Source organism: Allobosea sp. RAF48 (assembly GCF_052114025.1).
Taxonomy (GTDB): domain Bacteria; phylum Pseudomonadota; class Alphaproteobacteria; order Rhizobiales; family Beijerinckiaceae; genus Allobosea.
Genome location: NZ_JBFRDZ010000016.1, coordinates 85,594 through 111,354 on the forward strand (window position 1 = coordinate 85,594; position 25,761 = coordinate 111,354).

General features: G+C 67.5%; 20 protein-coding genes and 1 pseudogene. 13 read left to right on the forward strand and 8 right to left on the reverse strand.

Going from position 1 to position 25,761, the window contains the following annotated elements; translation table 11 throughout:
* Nucleotides 1–159: 159 nt before the first annotated feature.
* The 6 genes and pseudogenes from AB4Z10_RS24865 to rocF all read left to right on the forward strand — a co-directional run bounded on the left by AB4Z10_RS24865 (nucleotide 160) and on the right by rocF (nucleotide 6,919).
* Nucleotides 160–1,542 (forward strand): aldehyde dehydrogenase family protein, encoded by a 1,383-nt coding sequence (locus AB4Z10_RS24865; RefSeq protein ID WP_441473085.1) that lies wholly within the window; start codon nucleotides 160–162, stop codon nucleotides 1,540–1,542.
* Nucleotides 1,543–1,784: 242 nt separating this feature from the next.
* Nucleotides 1,785–2,570 (forward strand): annotated as a pseudogene (efeU, locus tag AB4Z10_RS24870) (iron uptake transporter permease EfeU); the annotation flags it as partial.
* Entirely contained in the window at nucleotides 2,553–3,620 is a 1,068-nt protein-coding gene (locus AB4Z10_RS24875; RefSeq protein WP_441473129.1) for a cupredoxin domain-containing protein, read from the forward strand. The pseudogene efeU and the gene AB4Z10_RS24875, both read left to right, overlap by 18 nt.
* Nucleotides 3,617–4,951: an iron uptake transporter deferrochelatase/peroxidase subunit gene (gene efeB, locus AB4Z10_RS24880; RefSeq protein WP_441473086.1), complete on the forward strand. Its 1,335-nt coding sequence runs from the start codon at nucleotides 3,617–3,619 to the stop codon at nucleotides 4,949–4,951. Before AB4Z10_RS24875 ends, efeB begins: the two co-directional genes overlap by 4 nt.
* A gap of 1 nt (nucleotide 4,952) precedes the next feature.
* Nucleotides 4,953–5,777, forward strand: a complete 825-nt coding sequence (efeO, locus tag AB4Z10_RS24885; protein WP_441473087.1) for an iron uptake system protein EfeO — start codon at nucleotides 4,953–4,955, stop codon at nucleotides 5,775–5,777.
* A 161-nt stretch (nucleotides 5,778–5,938) separates the two neighbouring features.
* Nucleotides 5,939–6,919: an arginase gene (rocF, locus tag AB4Z10_RS24890; RefSeq protein WP_441473088.1), complete on the forward strand. Its 981-nt coding sequence runs from the start codon at nucleotides 5,939–5,941 to the stop codon at nucleotides 6,917–6,919.
* 138 nt (nucleotides 6,920–7,057) lie between these two features.
* Here rocF and ggt read toward each other — a convergent pair whose 3' ends face one another.
* Nucleotides 7,058–8,653, reverse strand: a complete 1,596-nt coding sequence (gene ggt, locus AB4Z10_RS24895; RefSeq protein WP_441473089.1) for a gamma-glutamyltransferase — start codon at nucleotides 8,651–8,653, stop codon at nucleotides 7,058–7,060.
* A gap of 313 nt (nucleotides 8,654–8,966) precedes the next feature.
* Between ggt and ilvA the strand changes: the two genes are divergently transcribed.
* The 3 genes from ilvA to AB4Z10_RS24910 all read left to right on the forward strand — a co-directional run bounded on the left by ilvA (nucleotide 8,967) and on the right by AB4Z10_RS24910 (nucleotide 12,770).
* Nucleotides 8,967–10,523: a threonine ammonia-lyase, biosynthetic gene (gene ilvA / locus AB4Z10_RS24900; protein WP_441473130.1), complete on the forward strand. Its 1,557-nt coding sequence runs from the start codon at nucleotides 8,967–8,969 to the stop codon at nucleotides 10,521–10,523.
* A gap of 30 nt (nucleotides 10,524–10,553) precedes the next feature.
* Nucleotides 10,554–11,438 (forward strand): LysR family transcriptional regulator, encoded by an 885-nt coding sequence (locus tag AB4Z10_RS24905; protein WP_441473090.1) that lies wholly within the window; start codon nucleotides 10,554–10,556, stop codon nucleotides 11,436–11,438.
* 102 nt (nucleotides 11,439–11,540) lie between these two features.
* A complete protein-coding gene (locus AB4Z10_RS24910; protein ID WP_441473091.1) occupies nucleotides 11,541–12,770 on the forward strand; it encodes a GTP-binding protein in 1,230 nt (409 codons plus the stop codon).
* Nucleotides 12,771–12,940: 170 nt separating this feature from the next.
* On the opposite strand, the gene AB4Z10_RS24915 is transcribed toward AB4Z10_RS24910, so the two are convergent.
* Complete coding sequence (locus AB4Z10_RS24915; RefSeq protein ID WP_441473092.1) at nucleotides 12,941–13,999, reverse strand: ornithine cyclodeaminase; 1,059 nt, start codon at nucleotides 13,997–13,999, stop codon at nucleotides 12,941–12,943.
* A 127-nt stretch (nucleotides 14,000–14,126) separates the two neighbouring features.
* Here AB4Z10_RS24915 and AB4Z10_RS24920 point away from each other — a divergent pair, with 127 nt between their 5' ends.
* From AB4Z10_RS24920 to mgrA, 3 genes are all read left to right on the forward strand, one after another.
* A complete protein-coding gene (locus tag AB4Z10_RS24920; protein ID WP_149131182.1) occupies nucleotides 14,127–14,564 on the forward strand; it encodes an Lrp/AsnC family transcriptional regulator in 438 nt (145 codons plus the stop codon).
* 418 nt (nucleotides 14,565–14,982) lie between these two features.
* Nucleotides 14,983–16,413 (forward strand): aldehyde dehydrogenase family protein, encoded by a 1,431-nt coding sequence (locus tag AB4Z10_RS24925; RefSeq protein ID WP_441473093.1) that lies wholly within the window; start codon nucleotides 14,983–14,985, stop codon nucleotides 16,411–16,413.
* 96 nt (nucleotides 16,414–16,509) lie between these two features.
* Nucleotides 16,510–17,532, forward strand: a complete 1,023-nt coding sequence (gene mgrA / locus AB4Z10_RS24930) for an L-glyceraldehyde 3-phosphate reductase (RefSeq protein WP_441473094.1) — start codon at nucleotides 16,510–16,512, stop codon at nucleotides 17,530–17,532.
* A 198-nt stretch (nucleotides 17,533–17,730) separates the two neighbouring features.
* Here the strand turns inward: mgrA and AB4Z10_RS24935 are convergent, their stop codons facing one another.
* On the reverse strand, nucleotides 17,731–18,219 hold the full coding sequence (locus AB4Z10_RS24935) for an Lrp/AsnC family transcriptional regulator (RefSeq protein ID WP_441473095.1): 489 nt from the start codon (nucleotides 18,217–18,219) through the stop codon (nucleotides 17,731–17,733).
* 169 nt (nucleotides 18,220–18,388) lie between these two features.
* Between AB4Z10_RS24935 and AB4Z10_RS24940 the strand changes: the two genes are divergently transcribed.
* Nucleotides 18,389–19,750, forward strand: coding sequence for an aminotransferase-like domain-containing protein (locus AB4Z10_RS24940; RefSeq protein ID WP_441473096.1), 1,362 nt, complete (start codon nucleotides 18,389–18,391; stop codon nucleotides 19,748–19,750).
* 26 nt (nucleotides 19,751–19,776) lie between these two features.
* On the opposite strand, the gene AB4Z10_RS24945 is transcribed toward AB4Z10_RS24940, so the two are convergent.
* The 5 genes from AB4Z10_RS24945 to AB4Z10_RS24965 form a co-directional block, all read right to left on the reverse strand.
* Nucleotides 19,777–20,184: a DUF983 domain-containing protein gene (locus AB4Z10_RS24945; RefSeq protein ID WP_441473097.1), complete on the reverse strand. Its 408-nt coding sequence runs from the start codon at nucleotides 20,182–20,184 to the stop codon at nucleotides 19,777–19,779.
* A 359-nt stretch (nucleotides 20,185–20,543) separates the two neighbouring features.
* Nucleotides 20,544–21,941: a dihydrolipoyl dehydrogenase gene (gene lpdA / locus AB4Z10_RS24950; protein ID WP_441473098.1), complete on the reverse strand. Its 1,398-nt coding sequence runs from the start codon at nucleotides 21,939–21,941 to the stop codon at nucleotides 20,544–20,546.
* A gap of 183 nt (nucleotides 21,942–22,124) precedes the next feature.
* The gene (locus AB4Z10_RS24955) at nucleotides 22,125–23,423 is read right to left on the reverse strand and encodes a dihydrolipoamide acetyltransferase family protein (protein ID WP_441473099.1); all 1,299 of its coding nucleotides are present in this window, start codon (nucleotides 23,421–23,423) and stop codon (nucleotides 22,125–22,127) included.
* Nucleotides 23,423–24,439: an alpha-ketoacid dehydrogenase subunit beta gene (locus AB4Z10_RS24960; RefSeq protein WP_441473100.1), complete on the reverse strand. Its 1,017-nt coding sequence runs from the start codon at nucleotides 24,437–24,439 to the stop codon at nucleotides 23,423–23,425. Before AB4Z10_RS24960 ends, AB4Z10_RS24955 begins: the two co-directional genes overlap by 1 nt.
* A gap of 4 nt (nucleotides 24,440–24,443) precedes the next feature.
* Complete coding sequence (locus AB4Z10_RS24965; protein ID WP_441473101.1) at nucleotides 24,444–25,703, reverse strand: thiamine pyrophosphate-dependent enzyme; 1,260 nt, start codon at nucleotides 25,701–25,703, stop codon at nucleotides 24,444–24,446.
* Nucleotides 25,704–25,761 lie beyond the last annotated feature (58 nt).

Below are 25,761 nucleotides of genomic sequence, written 5' to 3' on the forward strand. Positions count from 1 at the left end.
GAACTTCCGCTTCGTCGCCCATCGCCGGGTCATCCGGGGCGACCGAAGGGAGACCCGGGATCCATGCCGGAACTATTCCGATATATGTTCCGGCATGGATCCCGGATCTCCGCTCCGCTGCGTCCGGGATGACCCGCGCCTTTTTCGGAAGAGAGAGCCATGCTTCAGGTTGTTCAAGCCTATGACCGCGCCCCGATCACCGAGATCGAAACCGACGACGAAGCCGCGCTCGAGCGCAAGCTCAAGGCGGCGCAGGATGTGTTCAAGGACCGCGACAACTGGCTGAAGCCGCATCAGCGCATCGCGATCCTGCGCAAGCTCGCAAGCCTGCTCGAAGCGAAGCGCGACCATTTCGCCATGCAGATCGCCCGCGAGGGCGGCAAGCCGCTGCCGGATGCGATCGTCGAGGCGAACCGGGCGGTCGACGGCGTCCACAACGCCGCCGACGAGCTGCGCAATTTCGCCGGGCGCGAGATCCCGATGGGGTTGTCGGCCGCCGCCGCCGACCGCTGGGCCTTCACCACCAAGGAGCCGATCGGCATCGTCGCGGCGATCTCGGCCTTCAACCACCCGCTCAACCTGATCGTCCACCAGGTCGCGCCGGCCATCGCCGTGGGCTGCCCGGTCATCGTCAAGCCGGCTGGCACGACGCCGCTCTCCTGTATCGACTTCGTCAAGCTGGTGCATGAGGCCGGGCTGCCGGAGGCCTGGTGCCAGACCTTCGTTCCCACCGAGACCGCGCTCGCCGAGAAGCTCGCGACCGATCCGCGCATCGCGTTCCTCAGCTTCATCGGCTCGGCCAAGGTCGGCTGGTACCTGCACTCCAAGCTCGCCCATGGCGCCCGCTCGGCGCTGGAGCATGGCGGCGTCGCACCCGCTATCGTCGACAAGAGCGCCGATCTCGATGCGATCATCGAGCCGATCGTGAAGGGCGGCTACTACCATGCCGGTCAGGTCTGCGTGTCGACGCAGCGCATCTATGTCCATGAAGCCATCGTCAATGACTTCACCGAGCGGCTCGTCGCCCGCGTCAAGAAGCTGCGCACCGGCGACCCGACGCTGAAGGACACCGAAGTCGGCCCGCTGATCATCCCCAAGGAGGCCGATCGCGTCGCCGCCTGGATCGACGAGGCGGTGAAGGGCGGCGCTAGGCTCGCGACCGGCGGCAAGCGCCTGTCGGAGACGACGCTCGAACCGGCCGTGCTGATCGACCCGGCGCCGGAAGCCCGCATCTCCAGCGAGGAGGTGTTCGGCCCGGCCGTCGCGATCTATCGCTACAGCAAGCTCGACGAGGCCATCGCGCGGGCGAACTCACTGCCCGTCGCCTTCCAGGCCAGCATCTTCGCGCAGGACATAGACGTCGCGCTGCGCGCCGCGAACCGGCTCGATGCCTCGGCCGTGATGGTCAACGACCCCACGACCTTCCGCACCGACTGGATGCCCTTCGCCGGCCGGCGCGTCTCGGGCTACGGCACCGGCGGCATCCCCTACACCATGCGCGACATGACGCAGGAGAAGATGATCCTGCTGAAGCGGCGTTGAGTGCGGGGCGCGGCGGAGCGTGACGCTTCGCCGCGCCCGGCCGATCCGGCAGCATCCGGAGCGACCCGAAAGAAAAAGACCGACGATAGCTACACTTTCAGCAAGTATCCGACGCGATATCGTCAGTTTACGACAATTCTAAACTATCAGGATTTGGTTGACCCTTCTGCAGCGGCTGCCTAGTCACGAGCTGACTGCGCCGCAATTATCTGATCGCGACGCGCAATCGAGTCAGATTCGCCGTGATCGTACCGTTTCTCATCATGCTCCGCGAAGGGATCGAGGCCGCGCTGATCGTCGGCATCGTCGCGAGTTATCTGGTCAGGACGGGGCGGCGCGAATGGCTTCCGGCGCTCTGGGTCGGTGTCGGACTCGCCTGCGCCGTGAGCCTCGCCGCGGGTGCAGCGCTCGACATCATTGCCGGAGAGCTGCCCCAGCGCGGGCAGGAACTGTTCGAGGCTGTCATTGGCCTCATCGCCGCGGCGATGCTGACCTCGATGGTGTTCTGGATGCGCAGGGCAGCACGCTCGATCAAGGGCGAGTTGCATGCCGGCGTCGACGCGGCGCTGGCCGGCGGGCATCAGGGGCTTGCGCTGGTCGGCCTCGCCTTCCTCGCCGTCGTGCGCGAGGGGCTGGAGTCGGTCTTCTTCCTGCTCGCCATCTTCCAGCAGAATGGCGGCTGGGCTCCCGCGCTCGGCGCGGGGCTCGGCATCCTGCTCGCGGCAGCCGCCGGCTACGCCATCTATGCGCTCGGCGTAAAGCTCAACCTGCGCGTCTTCTTCCGCTGGACCGGCATCCTGATCCTGTTCGTCGCGGCCGGACTCGTGGCGAATGCCGTGCGGTCCCTGCACGAAGCCGGGCTCTGGAACCACCTCCAGCAGACCGTCTACGACCTCGGCACGACCCTTCCGGCCGATGGCGCTCTCGGCGCGATCCTTTCAGGCTTCTTCGGCTATCAGGAGCGGGCGGCGCTCGGCGAGGTCATCGCCTATCTCGCCTTCCTGATCCCGATGCTCGCCCTGTTCCTGGCTGGTGGCCGGCAGGAACAGACGGCGGCAGTCGCACCCCGCTCCGAAGCACGACACTCGCCGCGCCTGAGGCTGGCCGGCGCCGGCACGCTGCTCCTCATTTGCGGCGGGGTCGGCGCCTTCATCTATGCGGCGGGCAGCGGCGGCCGGCGCGTCGCCGAGGCGAGCGCGACCGACATCGCCATCGCGATCACCGACCGGACATGCGAGCCCGCGACGCTGACGATTCCCGCCGGCAAGGCGAGCTTCGTCGTGACCAATCGCGGCGAGCGCGTGCTGGAATGGGAAATCCTCGACGGCGTGATGGTGCTGGAGGAGCGCGAGAACATCGCGCCGGGCCAGTCGCGGCGGCTGACGACGCAGCTCCATCCCGGCGAATACGCCATCACCTGCGGATTGCTGAGCGCGCCGCGCGGCCGGCTGATCGTGCAGGCCTCGACAAACCAGCCGCGCCCCGCGCTGACACTGATGGATATGGTCGGCCCGGCCGCCGAATACCGCGCCCTCCTCAGCGAGCGCTCGACTGCGTTCGGAGCCGCGCTCGACGCCTTGGCGCAGGCGCAAGCGGCGCATGATCCTGAGGCCGCGGACAAGGCCCGCCGTGACGCCGCTACCCTCCTGCCGGCACTGCGCCCAGCGGTAACGGGCGATGCCGAACTCGAAGGCCTGTTCGGCAAGCTCGAGGCCGCCCTGGGCGGCAGCGAAAGCGCTCCTCGCGCCGAGCTCAGGCCGACCGCCGATCAGCTCCGTGCGGCGCTCGGCCAGCGCACCGTCCTGCCGGACACGATGCTGGCGGGCGCCATCGCGCTTCTCTCCTCCCCGGACGGAGAGACGGTCTCACCCGAGGCTGTCGCGGCAGCGAGCCATATCGCGCAACTCCTCCTGCCGCTGACGGCGCGCATCGACCCCGATCTGGCCGCGCGGACCAAGGCCGTTCTCGTAGCCCTGCCGAACGACGCCAAGCCAGGCGGCACGCTCCGCTCACTGGCCGAAGACCTCTCGGCCATGCGCAAGGCGCTCGCCCTGCCTGAAGCGGAGCGCAGATCATGACCCGACCGGGCAAGACCTTCACAGCCTCGCGGCGATCGCTCCTGATCGGCGGCGCAGCGGCTCTCGGCAGCGCCTCGCTGGCACAGGCGGCAGGCGAGCCGGCACGGAACCCCGCAGCCGCACCTGAGAGCGACGCGACCACCCAACGCCAGCCCTTCCACGGCATTCACCAATCCGGCATCGTCACGCCGCGCCCGGCGACCGGCCTCGTTGCGGCCTTCGACGTCACCGCCACTTCGCTCGACGAGCTCGAACGGCTCTTCCGGCTGCTCAGCGAGCGCATCACCTTCCTGATGCAGGGCGGGCCGGCTCCAACGGCCGATCCAGGCTTCCCGCCGCCGGACAGCGGCATCCTCGGCCCCGTCATCGCGCCCGACAACCTGACTATCACCGTCGCGCTCGGCGCCTCGCTCTTCGACGAGCGCTTCGGCCTCGGCCCGCTCAAGCCGAAGCGCCTGCAGCGGATGAAGCGCTTCCGCAACGACGCGCTCGACGGCGCGCTCTGCCACGGCGACCTGCTGCTGCAGTTCTGCGCCAACACGGCCGACACCAGCATCCACGCACTGCGCGACATCCTGAAGAACGCGCCGGACCTCATCCTGCTGCGCTGGAAGCAGGAGGGCACGGTCCCGGTGCTCAAGCCCAAGCCGAGCGAGCCAGCGGAAAGCGCCCGCAATCTGCTCGGCTTCCGCGACGGCACCGCGAACCCCGACGCCGCGGACAAGACGCTGATGGACAACCTCGTCTGGGTCCAGACCGGTTCGGAAGAGCCGGAATGGGCCGCCAATGGCAGCTATCAGGTGGTCCGGATCATCCGGAACTTCGTGGAACGCTGGGACCGCACGCCGCTCGGCGAGCAGGAGGCGATCATGGGCCGCGAGAAGGCGAGCGGCGCGCCGATCGGCGGCCGGCGCGAATATGACGAGCCGGTCTATGCCGACGATCCCGAGGGCAAGCGCACCAGGCTCGACGCCCATATCCGGCTCGCCAATCCGCGCCGGCCGGAGACGGAAGGCAGCCGCATGCTGCGCCGGCCGTTCAACTATTCCAACGGCGTCACCCGCGCCGGACAGCTCGACATGGGGCTGCTCTTCATCTGCTTCCAGCAGGACCTCGAGCGCAGCTTCATCGCCGTGCAGAAGCGCCTCGATGGCGAGCCGCTGGAGGAATACATCAAGCCCGTCGGCGGCGGCTATTTCTTCGCCCTGCCCGGCGTGCCCGATGCCGGGAGCTATCTCGGCGCCGGGCTGATCAAGGCGGCGCGCGGCATCGCACCCGCCGCGGCCAATAGCCCATTCAGCAACACTTCACCCCGCAAGACAGGAGACTGATATGAGCTTGCGCTTCGCATGGCTGGCCGGGGCCGGCCTGTTCGCCACCGTGACGGCCGGGCCGGCCTTCGCCGTCTCACCGCTCGACCTCGTGGCGCCGGTCTCCGAATACAAGCTCTACGTCTCGCAGGGCGTCGACCAGCTGGTGAAGGACACCAAGGCCTTCACCGATGCGGTCAAGGCCGGCGATCTCGCCAAGGCCAGGGCGCTCTATGCGCCGACCCGCGTTTCCTACGAGAGGATCGAGCCGGTCGCGGAGCTGTTCAGCGACCTCGACGGCAAGATCGACTCGCGCGCCGACGACCATGAGAAGAAGGAGGAGGACCCGGAGTTCACCGGCTTCCACCGCATCGAATACGGGCTCTTCGCCAAGAACAGCACGGAAGGGCTCGCACCCTTCGCTGACAAGCTGCTTGCCGACGTCACCGAGTTGCAGGGCCGTATCAAGGGTCTGACGGTTCCGCCGGACAAGATGGTCGGCGGTGCTGCCGTGCTGATCGAGGAGGTTGCGGCCACCAAGATCTCCGGCGAGGAAGACCGCTACAGCCACACCGACCTCTGGGACTTCCAGGCCAATGTCGACGGCGCCAAGAAGATCGTCGACCTGCTGCGGCCGCTGGTCGCGAAGGAGGACAAGGCGCTCGCGGCCAAGATCGACGCGAACTTCGAGACCGTCGACAAGACGCTGGCGAAGTACAAGCTCGGCGATGGCGGCTTCGAGACCTATGACAAGCTGAGCGAGGCCGACCGCAAGGCGCTCGCCGCGATGATCACCACGCTGGCGGAAGACCTTTCCAAGCTGCGCGGCGTGCTCGGGCTCGGCTAAGTCGGCATCGGGCCTTCAAGGGAAGCGGCTTCCGCAGTTCGGGAAGCCGACCTGACACAGAACGGTCACGCGAGCGCGGCACTCGACAGGCGGAAGCCGATGCGCCATGGACGGCGCATCGGCGACGAACGCCCCTTCGCAGACACGGACAGCCTGCTCTCATGACCGACATTTCCGCCAAGAACCCGGCCGTACAGGGTCGCATCGCCCTGCTGGGCTGCCCGATCGAGGTCGGCGCCTCGCGCCGCGGCGCGCTCATGGGGCCGGCCGGCCTGCGCACCGCCGGCCTGGTGCGGGTGCTCGAAGATCTCGGCTACGCCGTTGCGGACCATGGCGACATCCTCGCGCGTGACCTGAAGCCGGTCGACGGCCCGGCGCCCGACAATGCCCGCTTCTACAGCGAGATCGCCGCCTGGATGCGCGCGCTGAGCGCCCGCGCCTACGAGCTCGCCCGCACCGGCGACACGCCGATCTTCCTCGGCGGCGACCACAGCCTGTCGATGGGCTCGGTCAACGGCGTCGCCCGCCACTGGCAGGAGCAGGGCCGCAAGCTCTTCGTGCTCTGGCTCGACGCCCATGCCGATTTCAACATGCCGGCGATCTCGCCCTCCGGGAACATGCACGGCATGTCCTCGGCCTTCCTCTGCGGCGAGGGCGGCCTCGACGACCTGCTCGGCTCGGAGCCGCGTGCCTCGATCTCCCCGGAGCAGCTCAGCCTGTTTGGCATTCGCTCGATCGACCCGCTCGAGAAGGCTGCAGTGAAGGCGCGCGGCATCGACATCGCCGACATGCGCGCCATCGACGAGCACGGCGTCGGCGTGCTGATCCGCCAGGTCATCGAGAAGGTGCGCGCCGCCAACGGCGTGCTGCATGTCAGCTTCGACGTCGATTTCCTCGACCCGCCGCTGGCGCCGGGCGTCGGCACCACCGTGCCGGGCGGCGCGACCTATCGCGAGGCGCATCTGGTGATGGAGCTGCTGCACGATTCCGGGCTGGTGCGCTCGATGGACATCGTCGAGCTCAACCCCTTCCTCGACGATCGCGGCCAGACGGCCCGCCTCGCCGTCGAGCTCGCCGGCAGCCTGTTCGGCCAGCAGATCACCGACCGGCAGACCCCGTCGAACGCCATCGGCGCGGCCTGAGCATCCTTCAAGATCCGCCAGCCGCCCTCGCGTCATTGCGAGGAGCGACAGCGACGAAGCAATCCAGGAGACGTAGAGCTCTACGATGCTGGATTGCTTCGCTACGCTCGCAATGACGAGCCGGTCGGGGAACCGGCTTCACACGGCCAGCGCGAAGCCGTCCTTGCGGTGGTCGGAGGCGCCGAACATGACGCCGCGCGCATGGTCGACCCAGATCGCCTGGCAGCCGCCGAGCGGCTCCTCGGCCCAGACCACATCATGGCCGCGCGCCTTCAGATCGGCGGCGACAGCGGCCGGGATCGTCGTCTCCAGCGAGAGCTTGCCGTCATAGGCGAAGCTCCGCGGCGCGTCCGAGGCCTGCTGCGGATCGAGGCCGCGGTCGAGGATGCCGGAGAGGAAATGGACATGGCCGGTCGACTGATACTGGCCGCCCATCACGCCGAACGGCATGATCGGCTTGCCGTCCTTGGCCAGCATGCCCGGAATGATCGTGTGGAACGGGCGCTTGCGCGGCGCAATCGCGTTGGGATGGCCCTCGATCAGGCGGAAGCCCGAGCCGCGGTTCTGCAGCATGACGCCGGCCTTCGGCGCGTAGATGCCGCTGCCGAAGGCGGAGAACAGCGAGTTGATGAAGGAGACCATATTGCCCTGGCCGTCGACGACGCAGAGATAGATCGTGTCCTTGTGCAAGGGCATGTCGAAGGCTTCGGGCGCCGCCGCCTTCTCCAGGCTGATCTCCTTGCGAATGCGACCGACGAACTGATCTGACAGGAAGGCTTCCGTATCGAAGGGGCTCACAGTGGGATCGGCCACGAGGGCGTCGCGCTGGCGATAGGCGGCCTTGCTGGCCTCGGCGAGGAGATGGATGCGATCGGCCTCGCTCAGCTTCCCGTCCTTCATGTCGAAGCCTTCGAGGATGCGCGCGATCAAGAGCGCCGCGATGCCCTGGCCATTCGGCGGGCATTCCCAGAGGCGATGGCCGCGGTAATCGGCGCCGATCGGATCGACATAATCCGGCTTCGAGGCGGCGAAGTCTTCAAGCTCGATCAGGCTGCCGGCGGCCTTGAGCACCGCGACCATGTCCTCGGCGGCCTCGCCCTCGTAGAAGGCCGAGCGGCCCTCGCGCGCGATGCGGCGCAGCGTCTTGCCGAGCGCGGGATGGACCATCTTGTCGCCGACCGCCGGGGGATTGCCGCCCGGCAGATAGACGGCGTTGCCGAGGCCGTGCTTCTCGATGCGGCCGCGGGCCTTGGCCCAGTCGAGCGCGACGCGCGGCGTCACCACGAAGCCTTCCTCGGCGGCGCGGATCGCCGGGGCGAAGATCTCATCCAGGCTCTTGCTGCCATGGTCGGCGACGAGGCGGCACCAGGTGTCGATCGCGCCGGGCACCGTGACGGCATGGGGCGAATCCGCCGCGATCGCCGTCATGCCCTGGCTGAGGAACCAGCCGAGCTCGGCCTTGGCGGCCGAACGGCCCGAACCGTTGATGGCGACCATCTTGCCATTGGCCGGGGCATAGATCGCGAAGCAGTCGCCGCCGATGCCGGTCATGTGCGGATCGACCACGGCCTGCACGGCGACGGCAGCGATGGCGGCATCGATGGCGTTGCCACCGGCCCGCAGGATCTCGACCGCGGCCAGCGTCGAAGCCGGATGCGAGGTCGCAGCCATGCCGCGGTCACCCACCGCCACCGGCCGGCCCGGCACCATGAAATCGCGATTGCCCCAGCTCATCCGTCGTCTCCGCCTCTGCAGCGCCGTCGCTTCGCGGCGCCTTGTTTCGCACAAGGCTTTGACCGCTGGGGGAAGCGCTGGCAATCCCGCATCGCGCATGGCCGACATAACCGCGCCAAAGACGGGCAGCCTTCATCCTGAGGAGCGCCGCGGGCGCGTCTCGAAGGATGTTCAAGGAGGCTCCGGAACCATCTGAAGCGTCCTTCGAGACGCCGCGTGCGCGGCTCCTCAGGATGAGGGCTCGCACAGCTGGAGCGCCTTCCGAACCAGCGCCAGCGCAGCCGTTGCGATTGACATCGCGGTATGGCGGGCTATCGCGACCCGGAAGGACGGGCCTGACATGCAAGAGTACATCCGCAAGATCATCGGGGCGCGCGTCTACGACGTCGCGATCGAAAGCCCGCTCGACCCGCTGCCGCGCCTGTCGGCGAGACTCGGCGGCAGCGCCCTGCTGAAGCGCGAGGACCTGCAGCCCGTCTTCTCGTTCAAGCTGCGCGGCGCCTACAACAAGATCGCCGGGCTCACCGCGGTCGAGGCCGAGCGCGGCGTGATCTGCGCCTCGGCCGGCAATCACGCGCAGGGCGTGGCGCTGGCGGCGCGCAAGCTCGGCATCAAGGCGACCATCGTGATGCCGCGCACCACGCCGGACATCAAGGTGCAGGCGGTGCGCAGCCTCGGCGGGCGCGTCGTGCTCCACGGCGAGAATTTCGACGAAGCCTATGGCCATGCCCGCAAGCTCGAAGCCGAGAAGGGGCTGACCTTCGTCCACCCCTATGACGATCCGGACGTCATCGCCGGCCAGGGCACGGTCGGCATGGAAATCCTGCGCCAGCATTCCGATCCGATCGAGGCGATCTTCGTGCCGATCGGCGGCGGCGGGCTTGCGGCCGGTGTCGCAGTCTACGCGAAATTCCTGCGGCCCGAGATCAAGGTGATCGGCGTCGAGCCTGAGGACGCCGCCTCCATGGCCGGCGCGATTGCTGCGGGGAAACGCATCGTGCTCGATCAGGTCGGCCTCTTCGCCGACGGTGTCGCGGTGCGGCAAGCTGGCGAGGAGACGTTCCGGCTCTGCCGCGAATGGCTCGACGAGGTCATCACCGTCTCGACCGACGAGATCTGCGCAGCGGTGAAGGACATTTTCGAGGATACCCGCGCCATCGCCGAGCCGTCCGGCGCCGTCAGCCTCGCCGGCCTGAAGGCCTATGCGGCGCGCGGGGCCAAGCGGACCGGCGCGCTGATCGCGATCAACAGCGGCGCCAACATGAATTTCGACCGGCTGCGCCATATCGCCGAGCGGGCCGAGATCGGCGAGCATCGCGAGGCCCTGCTCGCAGTGACCATCCCCGAGAAGCCCGGCAGCTATCGCGCCTTCATCCAGCTGCTCGGCAGACGCGCCATCACCGAGTTCAACTACCGCTATTCCGACACCAAGGCCGCGCGCATCTTCGTCGGCGTGCAGCTCTCCGAGGGTGAGGCCGAGAAGCGCCAGATCATCGCGATGCTGGCCGAGCATGGCTACCCGGTTCTCGACATGAGCGACAACGAGCTGGCCAAGCTGCATATCCGCTACATGGTCGGCGGGAAGGCGTCGGGCCTCGGCGACGAGCTGATCTTCCGCTTCCAGTTCCCGGAGCGGCCGGGCGCGCTGCTGAAGTTCCTCAACAGCCTCTCGGCGGACTGGAACATCTCGCTGTTCCACTACCGCAACCATGGTGCCGATTACGGCCGCATCCTCGCCGGCATCCAGATCCCGCAGGCCCAGCGCAGCCAGCTGACCAAGAGGCTCGATGCGCTCGGCTATCCCTATTGGAGCGAGAGCGATAACCCGGCCTATCTCTCCTTCCTGGCGGAAGCGCATGCCGAGGGCTGAGTTTTTACGATCGGGCTGTAAGCTCAGGGCATGACGCTCGAACAACTCCGCATCTTCGTCGCCGTCGCGGAGCGGGAACATCTGACGCAGGGCGCACGTGCCCTCAATCTCACCCAATCGGCGGTGAGTTCGGCGATCGCGACGCTGGAGGCTCGCTACGCCACCAAACTGTTCGACAGGATCGGCCGGCGCATCGCGCTGACCGAGGCCGGCCGGCTCTTCCTGACCGAGGCCCGCGCCGTGCTGGCGCGCGCCGCGGCGGCGGAAGCCGTGCTCTCCGATCTCTCGGGGCTTGCCCGCGGCTCGCTCGTGCTGATGGCGAGCCAGACGGTGGCGAATTACTGGCTGCCGCCGCTGATCCAGCGCTTTCGCCGCGACCACCCCGGCATCGCCGTCACGCTCGCCATCGGCAACACCGAGACGGTAAGCGCCGCCATCCAGAACGGCGACGCCGATCTCGGCTTCATCGAGGGTGAGATCGACGACCCCGCCCTCGCCATGACCGCCGTCGCAGAAGACGAACTCGTCATCGTCGCGCCGGCCGGCCATCCCTGGGCGCAGAGGCCTCCGTCCTCCGCCGAGTTGAAGCAGGGCGCCTGGGTGCTGCGCGAGCCGGGCTCGGGGACGCGGGCCATGTTCGAGGCGGCGCTGCCGGGGCTCGGGCTTGCGCCCTCCGATCTGGCCGTCGCGCTCGAACTGCCGTCGAACGAAGCGATCTGCGCCGCAGTCGCCGCCGGCGCCGGCACGACCGCGATCTCGCGGCTCGTCGCCGCCAATGCTATCGCGGCCGGACGCCTCGTCACGGTCGCGCTACCGCTGCCCAAGCGCCGTTTCCTCGCGCTGCGCCACAAGGAACGCTACCTCGCCAAGGCGGCGGCGGCGTTTCTGGCGCTGGCAGAGACCCGCACGCCCTGAACCCCTGCTGATGACGGCTCGGTCTCGGCCACATCAGGCGGTTGACATTGATGATATGTTATAATGTAACAAATTATCCTTCAGCGAACCGGACTTTTTCCGATGCCTCCATCCCCGCTTCTCGTCGACCGGCGCCTGCCGGTCACGGTCCTCTCCGGCTTCCTCGGCGCCGGCAAGACCACGCTGCTCAACCACATCCTGAACAACCGCGAAGGCCGGCGCGTCGCCGTCATCGTCAACGACATGAGCGAGGTGAACATCGACGCCGATCTCGTGCGCGAAGGCGGCGCCAATCTCTCCAAGACCGAGGAGAGCCTGGTCGAGATGAGCAATGGCTGCATCTGCTGCACGCTGCGCGACGATTTGCTGAGCGAGGTGCGCCGCCTCGCCGAGGCACGGAAGTTCGACTACCTGCTGATCGAGGGCACCGGCATCGCCGAGCCCCTGCCGATCGCCGCGACCTTCTCCTTCCGCGACGAGGAGGACCGCTCGCTCGACGATGTCGCCCGGCTCGACACGATGGCGACGGTGGTCGACGCGCTCAACCTGCTGAGGGACTACGACAGCCGCGACTTCCTCGGCGATCGCGGCGAGACGGCGGGCGAAGGCGACGAGCGCAGACTGGTCGACCTGCTCGTCGAGCAGATCGAGTTCGCCGACGTCGTGGTGATCAACAAGGCGGGCGAAGTCGCGCCGCAGGAACTGGAGAAGGTCAGGCAGGTGGTGCGCGGGCTCAATGCCGATGCGCGCATCGTCGAGGCCGATTTCGGCCGCGTGCCGCTCGATGAGGTGCTCGATACCAAGCTCTACAGTGAGGAGAAGGCGCAAGAACATCCGCTCTGGCACAAGGAGCTCTATGGCTTCCGCGACCATGTGCCGGAGACCGAGGAATACGGCATCCGCTCCTTCGTCTACCGGGCGCGGCGCCCTTTCCATCCGCTGAAGCTGCACGGCTTCATGGGCAAGCACCTGACCGGGGTCGTCCGGGCCAAGGGCCATTTCTGGTTGGCGACCCGGCCGCACTGGGTCGGCGAATATTCGCTGGCCGGACGCGTCACCCGCACCGAAGGCATGGGGCGCTGGTGGGCGGCAGTGCCCAGGGAGCGCTGGCCGGGCTCGGAGGAGTTCCAGTCGCTGATGCGCAAGCACTGGTCACCGACATGGGGCGACCGACGTCAGGAGATGGTGTTCATCGGCGGGCCGGAGATGGACGAAGCTGCGATCCGCGCGGAACTCGACGCCTGCCTCACCGGCAGCGTGACCACCGGGCTGACGCAGGCGCTGCTGGGATTGGAAGACCCCTTCCCGCGCTGGGACCGCGACGCGGCTTGAGCCTCATCTCAATCGAGCCCTCATCCTGAGGAGCCGCAAAGCGGCGTCTCGAAGGATGCTCCGGTGGGCTCGGGAGACTCGCGCATTTCCTGAGGCATCCTTCGAGACGCCATTCCATCGGAATGGCTCCTCAGGATGAGGGCTTCGCAGGTGACGAAGGGGTCCGCGTCTCAGGCCGCCGCGACGGCGCTCGGCGCTGCTCGCATCAGCATGCCGAAGAGATCGCGCGGATCGTCGGGATCCGCGATCAGGTCGAGATCGACATAGGTGCCGGCCTCGCGGATGCGCTCATGGACATAGCGCAGCGCCGAGAAGTCCTCGATCGCGAAGCCGACCGAGTCGAACAGCGTGATCTGACTGGAATCGGTGCGGCCCGTCGCCGTGCCGGCGATGACCTTCCAGAGTTCCTCGACCGGGTGGTCGGGGTCGAGCTGCTGGATATCGCCTTCGATGCGGGTCTGCGGCGGATACTCGACGAAGATCGAGGAGCGCAGCAGCACGTCGCGGTGGATCTCGGTCTTGCCGGGGCAGTCGCCACCGACCGCGTTGATGTGGACGCCGGCGCCGACCATGTTGTCGGTCAGGATCGTCGCGTACTGCTTGTCGGCGGTGACAGTGGTGACGATCTCGGCGCCCTCGACCGCTTCCATCGCGGTGGCGCAGCGCGTGATCCTGAAGCCGTGGCGCGCGAGGTTACGGGCGCATTTCTCGGTTGCGGCGGGATCGACGTCATATAGCCGGAGGTTCTCGATGCCGAGCAGCGCGCGGAAGGCGAATGCCTGGAACTCGGACTGGGCGCCGTTGCCGATGAGCGCCATGGTCGCGGCATGCTTCGGCGCGAGGTGCTTCGCCGCCACCGCCGACATCGCCGCCGTGCGCAGCGCCGTCAGGAAAGTCATCTCCGAGAGCAGGACGGGATAGCCGGTCGCGACGTCCGAGAGCAGTCCGAAGGCGGTGACCGTCTGCAGGCCGGCCTTCATGTTCTTGGGGTGGCCGTTGACGTATTTGAAGCCGTAGAGCTTGCCGTCGCTGGTCGGCATCAGCTCGATCACGCCTTCGAGGCTGTGGGAGGCGATGCGCGGTGTCTTGTCGAAAATCTCCCAGCGCCGGAAATCATCCTCGATATAGCCTGCGATGTCGGACAGCATCCGCTCGATGCCGATCGCATGGACCAATTTCATCATGTGGTCGACGCTGACGAAAGGCACGACATTCAGTTGCTGAACCATAGGATCCCCTGTTGCTCTCGCGAGAGCCCTATAGTGCCCGGCTTCACCGGCAGGCGATAGAAGCCAGATTGACCTGATCGACGCCAAGATTGATCGAAATGAATAGATCCATTATCCACTTCGGACGATGGACGATATCGATCACAAGCTCATCACCCTGCTTCGTCACGATGGACGCCGCAGCATCTCGGACCTCGCGGCCGATCTCGGACTGACGCGGGCGACGGTGCGCTCGCGGCTGGAGAAGCTGGAACAGTCGGGCGAGATCATCGGCTTCACGGTGATCCTGCGCTCGGATGCGATCGATCTGCCGGTGCGCGGCATCACCATGATCGAGATCGCCGGGCAGGCTGCGGATTCGGTCATCGCCGCGCTGAGCGGCTTCAGCGAGGTCTCCAGCATCCACACCACCAACGGCAACTGGGACCTCGTGGTCGAGCTCGGCACCTCCGACCTGATCGCTTTCGATCAGGTTCTCAGACGCATCCGCCTGATCCCCGGCGTCACCAACAGCGAGACCAGCCTGCTGCTGGCGACGCCGCGCAGCGTCAAGGCGCGGCTGTAGGAACCGATCCGTCTGAACCACCCCCGTCATCCCGGGCGCAGCGAAGCGAAGACCCGGGATCCATTCCGGAACGCGGCCAATGAATGTTCCGGAATGGATCCCGGATCGGCGCCGCTTACGCGGCTTGTCCGGGATGACGCAGTGGTTCTGGTGAAAAAGCTCCGGTGCATCCTCGTGCAAGAAGCGCCGCCGCATGGCGGCCATCCGCAAACGCGACACGGTGCCCCGTGACAGGCGCGCGCCGCGCCCCTAACGTTATCCCCCGTCAGATACAGCGTCGAGGGCGGCCGGCGATGCATGATCGCGCAAGGCCGCCCGTTCGCGTCGGACATCGACAGTTCCCGCTCGGGGCATGGACCGCCGGCCGTTTTTCGGCCGGTTGTCCTTGCTTTGAGCCAGACGAGGCAGGAGACCAGACATGGCGCATGAGCTCGAATTCTACATCGACGGCCAGTGGGTGAAGCCGTCCGGCAGCCGCACGCTGGGCGTGGTCGACCCGTCGAACGAGGAAGTCTTCGCCACCATCGCGCTCGGCGAGCAGGCCGATGTCGACAAGGCCGTCGCCGCCGCCCGCGCCGCCTTCCCCGCCTTCGCGAAGACCTCCAAGGCCGAGCGCCTCGCGCTGATGCGCCGCCTCGCCGAGGCCTACAAGAAGCGCTATGACGCCATCGCCGACATCCTGTCGCGCGAGATGGGCGCGCCGAAGGAGCTGGCGCACCGGGCACAGGCCGCGATGGGCACCGCGCATCTCGCCAAGATGATCGAGACGCTCGAGAACTTCGAGTTCGAGGAGCTGCGCGGCTCGACCCTGATCGCCAAGGAGCCGATCGGCGTCGTCGGCATGATCACGCCGTGGAACTGGCCGCTCAACCAGATCATGTGCAAGGTCGCGCCTGCGCTCGCGGCCGGCTGCACCATGGTGCTGAAGCCTTCCGAGATCGCACCGCTCAACGCGCTGATCTTCGCGGAAGCCATGGACGAGGCCGGCGTGCCGAAGGGCGTGTTCAACCTCGTCAACGGCGACGGCCCGACGGTCGGCGAAGCCATCTCGCGCCATCCGGGCGTCGACATGGTCTCCTTCACCGGCTCGACCCGCGCCGGCATCCTCGTCGCCAAGGCGGCGGCGGATACGGTGAAGCGCGTGCATCAGGAGCTCGGCGGCAAGTCGGCCAACATCATCCTCGACGATGCCGATTTGAAGAAGTCGGTGAAGCTCGGCGTCGAGAGCGTGATGCGCAACTCCGGCCAGTCCTGCAATGCGCCGACCCGGATGTTCGTGCCGGAGAAGCTGCATGAGGAGGCGCTCGCCATCGCCAAGCAGGTCGCCGAGCCGCTCAAGGTCGGTGCTCCCTCGGCGGACGGCGTCTTCCTCGGCCCCGTCGTCAGCGAGGTGCAGTACGAGAAGGTGCAGCGCCTGATCGAGGCCGGCATCAAGGAAGGTGCGACGCTCGTCGCCGGCGGCCCTGGCCGGCCCGAGGGGCTGAACCGCGGCTACTATGTCCGCCCGACCGTGTTCGGCGGCGTCACCGACGAGATGACGATCGCCCGCGAGGAGATCTTCGGCCCGGTGCTCTCGATCCTGCCCTACAAGAGCGATGACGAGGTGGTCGAGCGCGCCAACGACACGCCCTATGGCCTTGCGGCCTATGTCCAGTCGGGCTCGCAGGATCGCGCCCGCAAGGTCGCCTCGCAGATGCGCGCGGGCAATGTCTATATCAACTATCCGGCCTGGGACGCAGGCGCTCCGTTCGGCGGCTACAAGCAGTCCGGCAACGGCCGCGAATACGCCGATTTCGGCCTCGAGGAGTTCCTCGAGATCAAGGGCACGGTCGGCTACGCCGCGGCCTGATCGCCTAACGATACGATAGACAACGAGGCCCGGTGGACGCAAAGCCACCGGGCCTTCATTTTATGCTCCATTTCAATCGATTGAGAGGCCTCAGCCATGGTCAATCCGAACCGCTATGACGCGATGCGCTACAACCGCTGCGGCCGCAGTGGATTGCAGCTGCCGGCGCTCTCGCTCGGTCTCTGGCAGAATTTCGGCGAGACCGGCAGCCACGCGAACATGCGCGAGATCTGCCGCACCGCCTTCGACCTCGGCATCACCCATTTCGACCTCGCCAATAATTACGGCCCCCCGCCCGGCTCGGCCGAGACCGCCTTCGGCGAGATCCTCGCCCAGGACTTCGCGGGCTATCGCGACGAGTTGGTGATCTCGACCAAGGCCGGCTACCGGATGTGGCCCGGTCCCTATGGCGAATGGGGCAGCCGCAAATACCTGATCTCCAGCCTCGACCAGAGCCTGAAGCGGATGAAGCTCGACTATGTCGATATCTTCTATTCGCACCGCTTCGACCCGAACACGCCGCTGGAGGAGACGATGGGCGCGCTCGACGCCATCGTCCGCCAGGGCAAGGCGCTCTATGTCGGCCTCTCCTCCTATAACTCGAAGCGCACGCAAGAGGCGGTCGCGATCCTGCGCCGGCTCGGCACACCCTGCCTGATCCATCAGCCCAGCTATTCGATGCTCAACCGCTGGATCGAGCAGGACGGGCTGCTCGACACGCTCGATGCCGAGGGCATCGGCTCGATCGTGTTCTCGCCGCTGGCACAGGGCATGCTGACCGACAAGTACCTCAAGGGCGTGCCGGCCGGCAGCCGCGCCGACAAGAAGGCGCCCTCCTTCCGCGACGGCTTCCTCAGCGACGACAACATCAGGCATATCGCGGCGCTGAACGAGATCGCCCAAGCGCGCGGCCAGAGCCTCGCGCAGATGGCGATCGCCTGGGTGCTGCGCGGCGGGCGCGTCACCTCGGCGCTGATCGGCGCAAGCCGGCCGGAGCAGGTGACGGACTGCGTCGCAGCGCTGAAGAACCCGGAGTTCACGCCCGAGGAGCTGGCGGCCATCGACAGCCACGCCGTCGATGGCGGCATCAACATCTGGGCGGCTTCGGCGGAGCGGTAGATCGCCCTCCATCGTCGTTGCGAGAAGCAAAGCGACGAAGCAATCCAGGGGCGGCAGGGCCGAACGCCTCACCCCGTCCCCTGGATTGCTTCGCTGCGCTCGCAATGACGGCGAAGACGGCACTCGCAGCAACCAGAGCCCTCCCGTCCTGAGATTCTCGGGTCGCCTCTGCGCGGCGCCCGAGAATGACGGCACGGTTCAATCCTCCTCCGCCACCGCCGCGATCGGCAGCGCGCTGGAGCGCTTCACCTGCCCGAGCGCGAAGCTCGACTCGATCGAGGCGACGCCGTCGAGGCGGGTGAGCTTGTCCTTCAGGAAGCGCTCATAGGCCGGCAGGTCGCGCACGACGATGCGCAGGAGATAGTCGCGCTGGCCGGTCATCAGGTAGCAGTCGACGACCTCGGGCCAGCGCGCCACGGCCTGCGAGAAGCGGTCGAGTTCATCCTCGCGCTGACGCTCCAGCCTGATCGAGACGAAGACGCTGATCGGCAGCCCGACCTTGGTCTGGTCGATGATCGCCGCGTAGCCCTGGATGACGCCGGCTTCCTCAAGCATGCGGATGCGGCGCGCGCAGGGCGAGGCCGACAGCCCGATGCGCTGGGCGAGGTCCTGCACCGAAAGGCGCGAGTTGATCTGCAATTCCGCGATGATCTTGCGGTCGAGCGCATCGAGGCGCAGGCGTGCCATTCCCTGTCTCCGGTCCCGGCTGAGATCGCCCTTTTACAGGAGAGCCCACCCGCCACCACTGGCATCTCGGCGAGAACCGATGGCGCCAGCAGCATACCACTGGCGCGAAGGACCCGACCGCGTTATGCGATGCCTACAATCCACCGAATGTATGGAAACCAACTTGGCGATGGCCGATAGTGACGAAGCGCTCCACTGGGTCGGCCGGCTCGACCCGGCGGCGGGGCCGCGCTACCTCCAGATCGTCGCGCAGCTCGAACGGGCGGTTGCCGACGGGCTGCTCAGGCCGGGCGACCGGCTGCCGCCGCAGCGCCGCCTCGCAGAACATCTCGCGGTCGATCTCACCACCGTGACGCGTGCCTTCGGCGAGGCTCGCGAGCGCGGCCTGATCGACGCCGTGACGGGGCGCGGCTCCTTCATCTCGGCGCGGCGGGAGCAGGAAGGGCCACCGCTCGACCTCAGCATGACCATTCCGCCGGCGCCTAAAGGCTTGCGGCTGGGCGAGTTGATGCAGCGCGGCATCACCGAGATCCTGGCGCGCAGCGATGCCGACCAGCTGATGAACTATCATGGCGGGGCCGGCTCGCTGGCCGAGCGCGCTGCCGGAGCGGCCTGGCTCTCGCCGCTGATGGGTGCAATTCCGCCGCAGCGCATCGCGGTGGTGCCGGGCGCCCAGGCCGGGCTCAACGCGCTGCTCTCACTGCTGGCCCGGCCCGGCGACACGATCCTGACGGAACCTCTCGCCTATCCCGGCCTGATTGGCGCGGCGCGGCAGCGTGCTCTCTCCATGGTGCCTGTGGCTGGCGACGCGGATGGCCCGCTGCCGGACGCGCTCGACGAGGCTGCTGTCCGCCATGGGGCCCGGCTGTTCGCCCTCACGCCGACGCTGCAGAATCCGACCTGCATCACCCTGTCCGCGCAACGCCGGCTTGATCTCGTCGCCGTCGCCCGTCGGCGCGACCTCATCCTGATCGAGGACGACCCCTACAGCCCGCTCGCCGGAGATGCCCCGCCGCCGCTGGCGGCTCTGGCGCCGGAGCGGACCTGGCATGTCGCGACCTTGTCGAAGGTGCTGACGCCCGGCCTGCGCACGGCCTTCATCATCATGCCGGAGGGAGCTGACGGCGCGCCGTTCCTCGCCGCCCTGCGCGCGACGGCACTGATGCCCGCGCCATTGATGACGGCGCTCGCCGCCCATTGGATCAGGATCGGCGCGGCAAGGGATCTGCTGGATGGCGTGCGGCGCGAGGCGGCCGAGCGGCAACTGCTGGCGAGAGAGATCCTGCCGGAGACGATGCAGGGCCATCCGCATGCGCTGCATGTCTGGCAACCCCTGCCCGCGCACTGGGAACGCAACAGCCTGATCGAGCGCGCCCGCCTCGCCGGGCTCGGCGTGATGGCTGCCGATGCGTTCAGCACGGGCGGCACGGCGCCGGATGCGATCCGGATCGCACTCGGCGCGATCCCCGAGCGGGCGCGACTGGCCGAGGCGCTCAATCTCCTCGCCGGGCTGATCCGCGGAGACGCGTAAGCGGGGCGCCGAACATGCCTGCCTCGTCAGCTGGAAGCTGCGGGCTTGTCCTGCGGCGTCGGGCGGGCGAGCCGGCCTTCCTCGGCCTTGTGGAAGAACTGCGAGGCGACGAGCCAGCCTTTCAATGGCTGAAGCGGTGGAATGCAGGTCAACAGGATCAATGGCAGCGTCGTGACGAGATGCACCCAGGTCGGCGGGTTGTAGGTCAGCTCCAACCAGAGCGGAAAAGCCGCGGCCGGGATGCAGACGAACATCATCACGAAGAAGGCCGGGCCGTCGGCCGGGTCGGCGAAGGAGTAATCCAGCCCGCAGACCTCGCATTTCGGCTTCAGCTTCAGAAAGCTTTCGAACATCTTGCCCTGCCCGCAGCGCGGGCAGCGGCCGCGCAAGCCGGTCTGGAGCGGAGAGAGTGGCGGCCAGTGCTCGCCGGACATGAAAGTTCTCCTCGGGGCGGCGCCGTTCGATCGGCATCGCCCCTCAGATCATTCCAGACAAAGACAATGTCAAGATTGTATGCGTCATAGCTGACTGCCTGCGCGGATCAGTCGCGGGAGCAGTGGGGCTTCCTGTCCAACCAAATGCGGGTCATCCCGGCTCTTCGCGTCAATGCAGAGTTCCGGAGGCCGAGGCCAATAAAGAGCGTCATTCTCGGGCTTGACCCGAGAATCCCTGGCAAATGAGACACAGGAGCCTCCTCCGGCAGGAGATGCTCGGGTCAAGCCCGAGCATGACGGCGGAGGCGCTCCGGCGGTGATGACTTGTGCCTATTGGGAGAGCGCTGCGCCAACCAGTCTCAAATATGCAGCGCGTGGCCGAGCGCCTTCATCGCGGCCTCCGGGAAGGCCTCGCCAAGCGTCGGATGGGCGTGGATCGTGCCGGCGATGTCCTGCAGCGTGGCGCCCATCTCTATGGCGAGCCCGAAGGCGGCCGAAAGCTCCGAGACGCCCTGCCCCACCGCCTGGATGCCGAGCACGAGATCGCTGCCGGCCTGCGCGACGACGCGCACGAAGCCGGCCTCGCCATGGCGGGTCATCGCCCGACCGTTCGCCTGGAACGGAAACTGCCCAATCTTCAGCTCATGGCCGGCGCGCTTCGCCTCCTCGGGCGAAAGGCCTACCGAGACGATTTCGGGGTCGGTGAAGCAGATCGCCGGGATGCAGCGCTTGTCCCAGGCGCGCGGCAGGCCGGCGACGATCTCCGCCACCATCTCGCCCTGCGCCATCGCGCGATGCGCCAGCATCGGTTCGCCGGTGACATCGCCGATGGCGTAGATGCCTCGCATCGCCGTCTCGCAGCGCTCGCCGATGCGGATGAAGCGGCCGTCCATGTCGAGGACGAGGTTTTCGAGGCCGAGATCGTCGGTGACCGGCTTGCGGCCGACCGTCACCAGGATCTTGTCGGCCGGCAGGCTGCGCTCGGTGCCATCGGCGGTCTCGATACGCAGGCCGTCGCCTTGCGCCGTGAGCCCGAGCGCCTTGGCACCCGTCAGCACCTCGACGCCGAGCGCGGTCAGGCGCTTCGAGACCGGGCCGGTGAGGTCGGTGTCGTAGAGCGGCAGGATGCGCTCCTGAGCCTCCACCACAGTGACCCTGCTGCCCATCCGGGCGAAGGCGGTGCCGAGCTCCAGCCCGATATAGCCGCCGCCGACCACGACGAGGCGCTTGGGAACCTCCGTCAGCGCCAGCGCGCCGGTCGAGGAGATGACGTTGCCGCCGAAGGACAGAAACGGCAGTTCGACCGGGGCGGAACCCGTGGCAATGACGATCGCCTCGGCCTGGATCGTCTTCGGGCCGGTCTCGGTCTCGACCACGACCGTCTTGCCGTCGCGGAAGCGGGCCTTGCCATGGACGATCTTGACCTTGGCCTTGCGCAACAGGGCAGCGACGCCGTTGTTGAGGCGCTGGACGATGCCGTCCTTCCAGGCCACCGCCTGCTTCAGGTCGAGCCTCGGCTCCGCGGCGGTCAGGCCGAAGGGCGTCTTGCCGGCAGCGGCCTCCGCCAGCTTCTCGAACTCCTCGGCGACATGGATCATCGCCTTGGAGGGGATGCAGCCGACGTTGAGGCAGCTGCCGCCGAGCTTGGTGCTCTCGACGATGACGGTGTCGATGCCGAGCTGGCCGGCGCGGGTGGCGCAGACATAGCCGCCGGGCCCGGCGCCGATGACGAGGAGCTTGCAGGTGATCTCGGTCATGCGCGGCCTCCGTGGCCCAGGCTTTCACGGTCGTCCCAACTAGCGCCCGTCATTGCGAGCGAAGCGAAGCAATCCAGGGGGATTGGGCTGAAGCGTTCCGCCAAGCCCCCCTGGATTGCTTCGTCGCTTCGCTCCTCGCAATGACGGGTAACCGCGTCGCGCTCGATGGCGATCCTCATCACGTCACAGATCCACGAAGAGCGTGGCCGGGTTCTCCAGCAGCTCCTTCAGCCGCTGCACGAAAACGGCGGCGTCCCAGCCGTCGATCACGCGGTGGTCGAAGCTGGAGGAGAGGTTCATCATCTTGCGCGGCACGAAGGTGGTGCCGTCCCAGACCGGGCGCACGACCATCTTGTTGACGCCCACGATGGCGACCTCCGGGTAATTGATCACCGGCGTCGTGGCGATGCCGCCGAGCGCGCCGAGCGAGGTGATGGTGATGGTCGAGCCGGTGAGTTCGTCGCGCGTCGCGGTTCCGTCGCGGGCGCGCTCGGCCAGGCGGTTGAGCTCGATGCCGCAACCCCAGAGGTCGCGCGCCTCGGCATGCTTCACCACCGGAACGACGAGGCCTGTGGGGGTCTGCGTCGCGATGCCGATATTGATCGCCGCATGCTGGCGCACGATCCCGGCATCGTCGTCATAGAGCGCGTTCAGCGCGGGCTGCTCGGCCAGCGCCTTGACCATGGCGCGCATCAGGAAGGGCAGCATCGTCAGCTTCGGCCGCTCCGGCGTCGGCTTCCTGTTCAGGGTCGCGCGCAGGTCCTCCAGCGGCGAGACGTTGACCTCCTCGACGATGGTGATGTGCGGAATGCGCGACTTCGACAGCGCCATCTTCTCGGCGATGCGGCGGCGCAGGCCGACGACCTTGACGTCGGTGACGGCATTCTGCTCGACGAGCCCGCCGCCACGGACCGGCTCCGGCCCGCGCAGCAGGAAGGCGTCGATGTCCTCATGGGTGACGCGGCCGGCCGGGCCGGTGCCCTGGACCTGGCGCAGATCAACCCCGGCCTCGCGCGCCTTGAGGCGCACTGCCGGCGAAGCCAGCGGCTTCTCGCCCGGTGCCCGGCGCTGAGCGGGAGCGGCGCTGGCATGTGCGAGCTTCGGTGGCGGCGGGGGCGGCACAGCCAGCTTGGCGGGAGCGGCAGGCGCCGCAGGCTTTTCGGCCTTGGGCGGCGGCGCGGCGGCCGGCTTCTCGGCAGGCGCGTTTTCGGCAGGCTCTTCAGCCACCGCGCCTTCAGCGCCCGCCACCTTCAGCTTCACGATGGCCGAGCCGATCGCGACGGTGTCGCCGACCTCGGCGCCGACCCAGGTCACCTCGCCCTCGACCGGCGAGGGAATCTCGACCGTCGCCTTGTCGGTCATCACGGCGGCGAGCAGGTCGTCCTCGCGAACGATGTCGCCGACCTTGACGTGCCACTCGACGAGTTCCGCCTCGGCGATGCCTTCGCCGACATCCGGCAGCTTGATGATGCGCTCGCCCATCAGCGTGCCTCCATGATGTCGCGCAGCGCCTGTCCGAGGCGGGCGGGGCCGGGGAAGTAGTCCCATTCCTGCGCATGCGGATAAGGCGTGTCCCAGCCGGTGACGCGCATCACGGGCGCCTCCAGATGGTAGAAGCAATGCTCCTGCACCAGCGCGACGAGTTCGCCGCCGAAGCCCGAGGTCAGCGTCGCCTCGTGCAGCACGATGCAGCGGCCGGTCTTCCCGACCGAGGCAACGATCGCCTCCAGATCGAGCGGGACCAGCGTGCGCAGGTCGATGACCTCAGCATCGATGCCGGTCTCCTCGGCTGCCGCCAGCGCGACATGCACCATCGTCCCGTAGGCGATAATCGTGACGGCGCTGCCCTCGCGCCGTGTCACCGCCTTGCCGAGCGGCACGGTGTAATGGCCTTCCGGCACCTCGGAGAGCTCATGCTTCGACCAGGCCGTGACCGGGCGGTCGTGGTGGCCGTCGAAGGGGCCGTTATAGAGCCGCTTCGGCTCCAGGAAGATCACCGGGTCAGGGTCCTCGATCGCCGCGATCAGCAGGCCCTTGGCGTCATAGGGGTTGGACGGGACGATCGTCTTCAGGCCGGAGACATGGGTGAAGAGCGCTTCCGGGCTCTGGCTATGGGTCTGGCCGCCGAAGATGCCCCCGCCGGTCGGCATGCGGATCACCATCGGGCAGGTGAAATCGCCGGCGGAACGGTAGCGCAGGCGCGCGGCTTCCGAGACGATCTGATCGTAGGCCGGATACATGTAGTCGGCGAACTGGATCTCGACGCAAGGGCGAAGGCCATAGGCCGCCATGCCGATCGCGGTGCCAACGATGCCGGCCTCGCTGATCGGCGCGTCGAAGCAGCGCGAGACGCCGTATTTCTGCTGCAGCCCGTGGGTGCAGCGGAAGACGCCGCCGAAGAAGCCGACATCCTCGCCGAAGACCACGACATCGTCGTCGCGCCCCATGGAGACGTCCATGGCGGAGCGGATCGCCTCGATCATCGTCATGCGTGCCATCGCGTCAGACTCCGATCTGCTGGCGCTGGCGGCGCAGATGCGGCGGCAGCTCCGCATAGACATCCTCGAAGATGTCGCGCGCCGAGGGCTTGCCGCCGGAATGCAGCGTGCCGAAGCTCTCGGCCTCCTTCTGCGCGGCGATGACCGTCGCGAGAATTTCCGCCTCCGCCTGCTTGTGGCGCTCCTCCGACCAGGCGCCGACCGCGATCAGGTGCTGCTTCAGCCGGATCAGCGGATCGCCCAGCGGCCAGTCGTCGGATTCGTGCTTGGGGCGATAGGCGGAGGGGTCGTCCGAGGTGGAATGGGCGCCGGCGCGATAGGTGACGTATTCGACAAGCGTCGGCCCGAGATTGCGGCGGGCACGCTCGACCGCCCATTGCGCCACGGCGTAGACCGCAAGGTAATCGTTGCCGTCGACGCGCAGCGCCGGAATGCCGAAGCCGAGGCCCCTCGCCGCGAAGGTCCCGGAGCCGCCACGGGCGATGCCCTGAAAGGTCGAGATCGCCCACTGGTTGTTGACGACGTTGAGGACGACGGGGGCCTTGTAGGTCGAGGCGAAGACCAGCGCGGCGTGGAAATCCGATTCCGCCGTCGAGCCATCGCCGATCCAGGCGGCAGCGATGCGGGTATCGTTCTTGATCGCCGAGGCCATCGCCCAGCCGACCGCCTGGACATATTGCGTCGCGAGGTTGCCCGAGATCGAGAAGAAGCCGTGCTCCTTGGAGGAGTACATCACCGGCAATTGCCGGCCCTTCATCGGGTCGCGCTCGTTCGAGTAGATCTGGCACATCATGTCGACGAGCGGATAGTCGTGCGCGATCAGCAGGCCGGCCTGGCGATAGGTCGGGAAGTTCATGTCGCCGGGCTGGAGCGCGATGCGGAAGGCGCAGCTCACAGCCTCCTCACCGGTGTGCTGCATGTAGAACGAGGTCTTGCCCTGTCGCTGCGCCATCTGCATGCGCCCGTCGAAGGTGCGCAGCGTCATCATGTGGCGAAGGCCCCGGATCAGGTCCTCATGCGAGAGATCGGGCACCCAGGGGCCGACCGCCTCGCCCTCGCGATCGAGCACGCGGATGATCGAATAGGCGAGGTCGCGGATATCCTTCGGGTCGACATCGACAGGCGGCCGCGCGACCGAGCCCGCCTTCGGGATCACGACATGGGAGAAATCGGGCTTCTCGCCAGGACGACTCGCCGGCCTGGGGACATGAAACTGCAGTGGCTGGGTCGCTGCCGGCGCGCTGCCGGCCTTGTCGCTGCTCATGAGCGCCTCCATCCCTGTCGCTCCAGCATTCCGCCTTCGCACGCATCCCGCAAGCGCC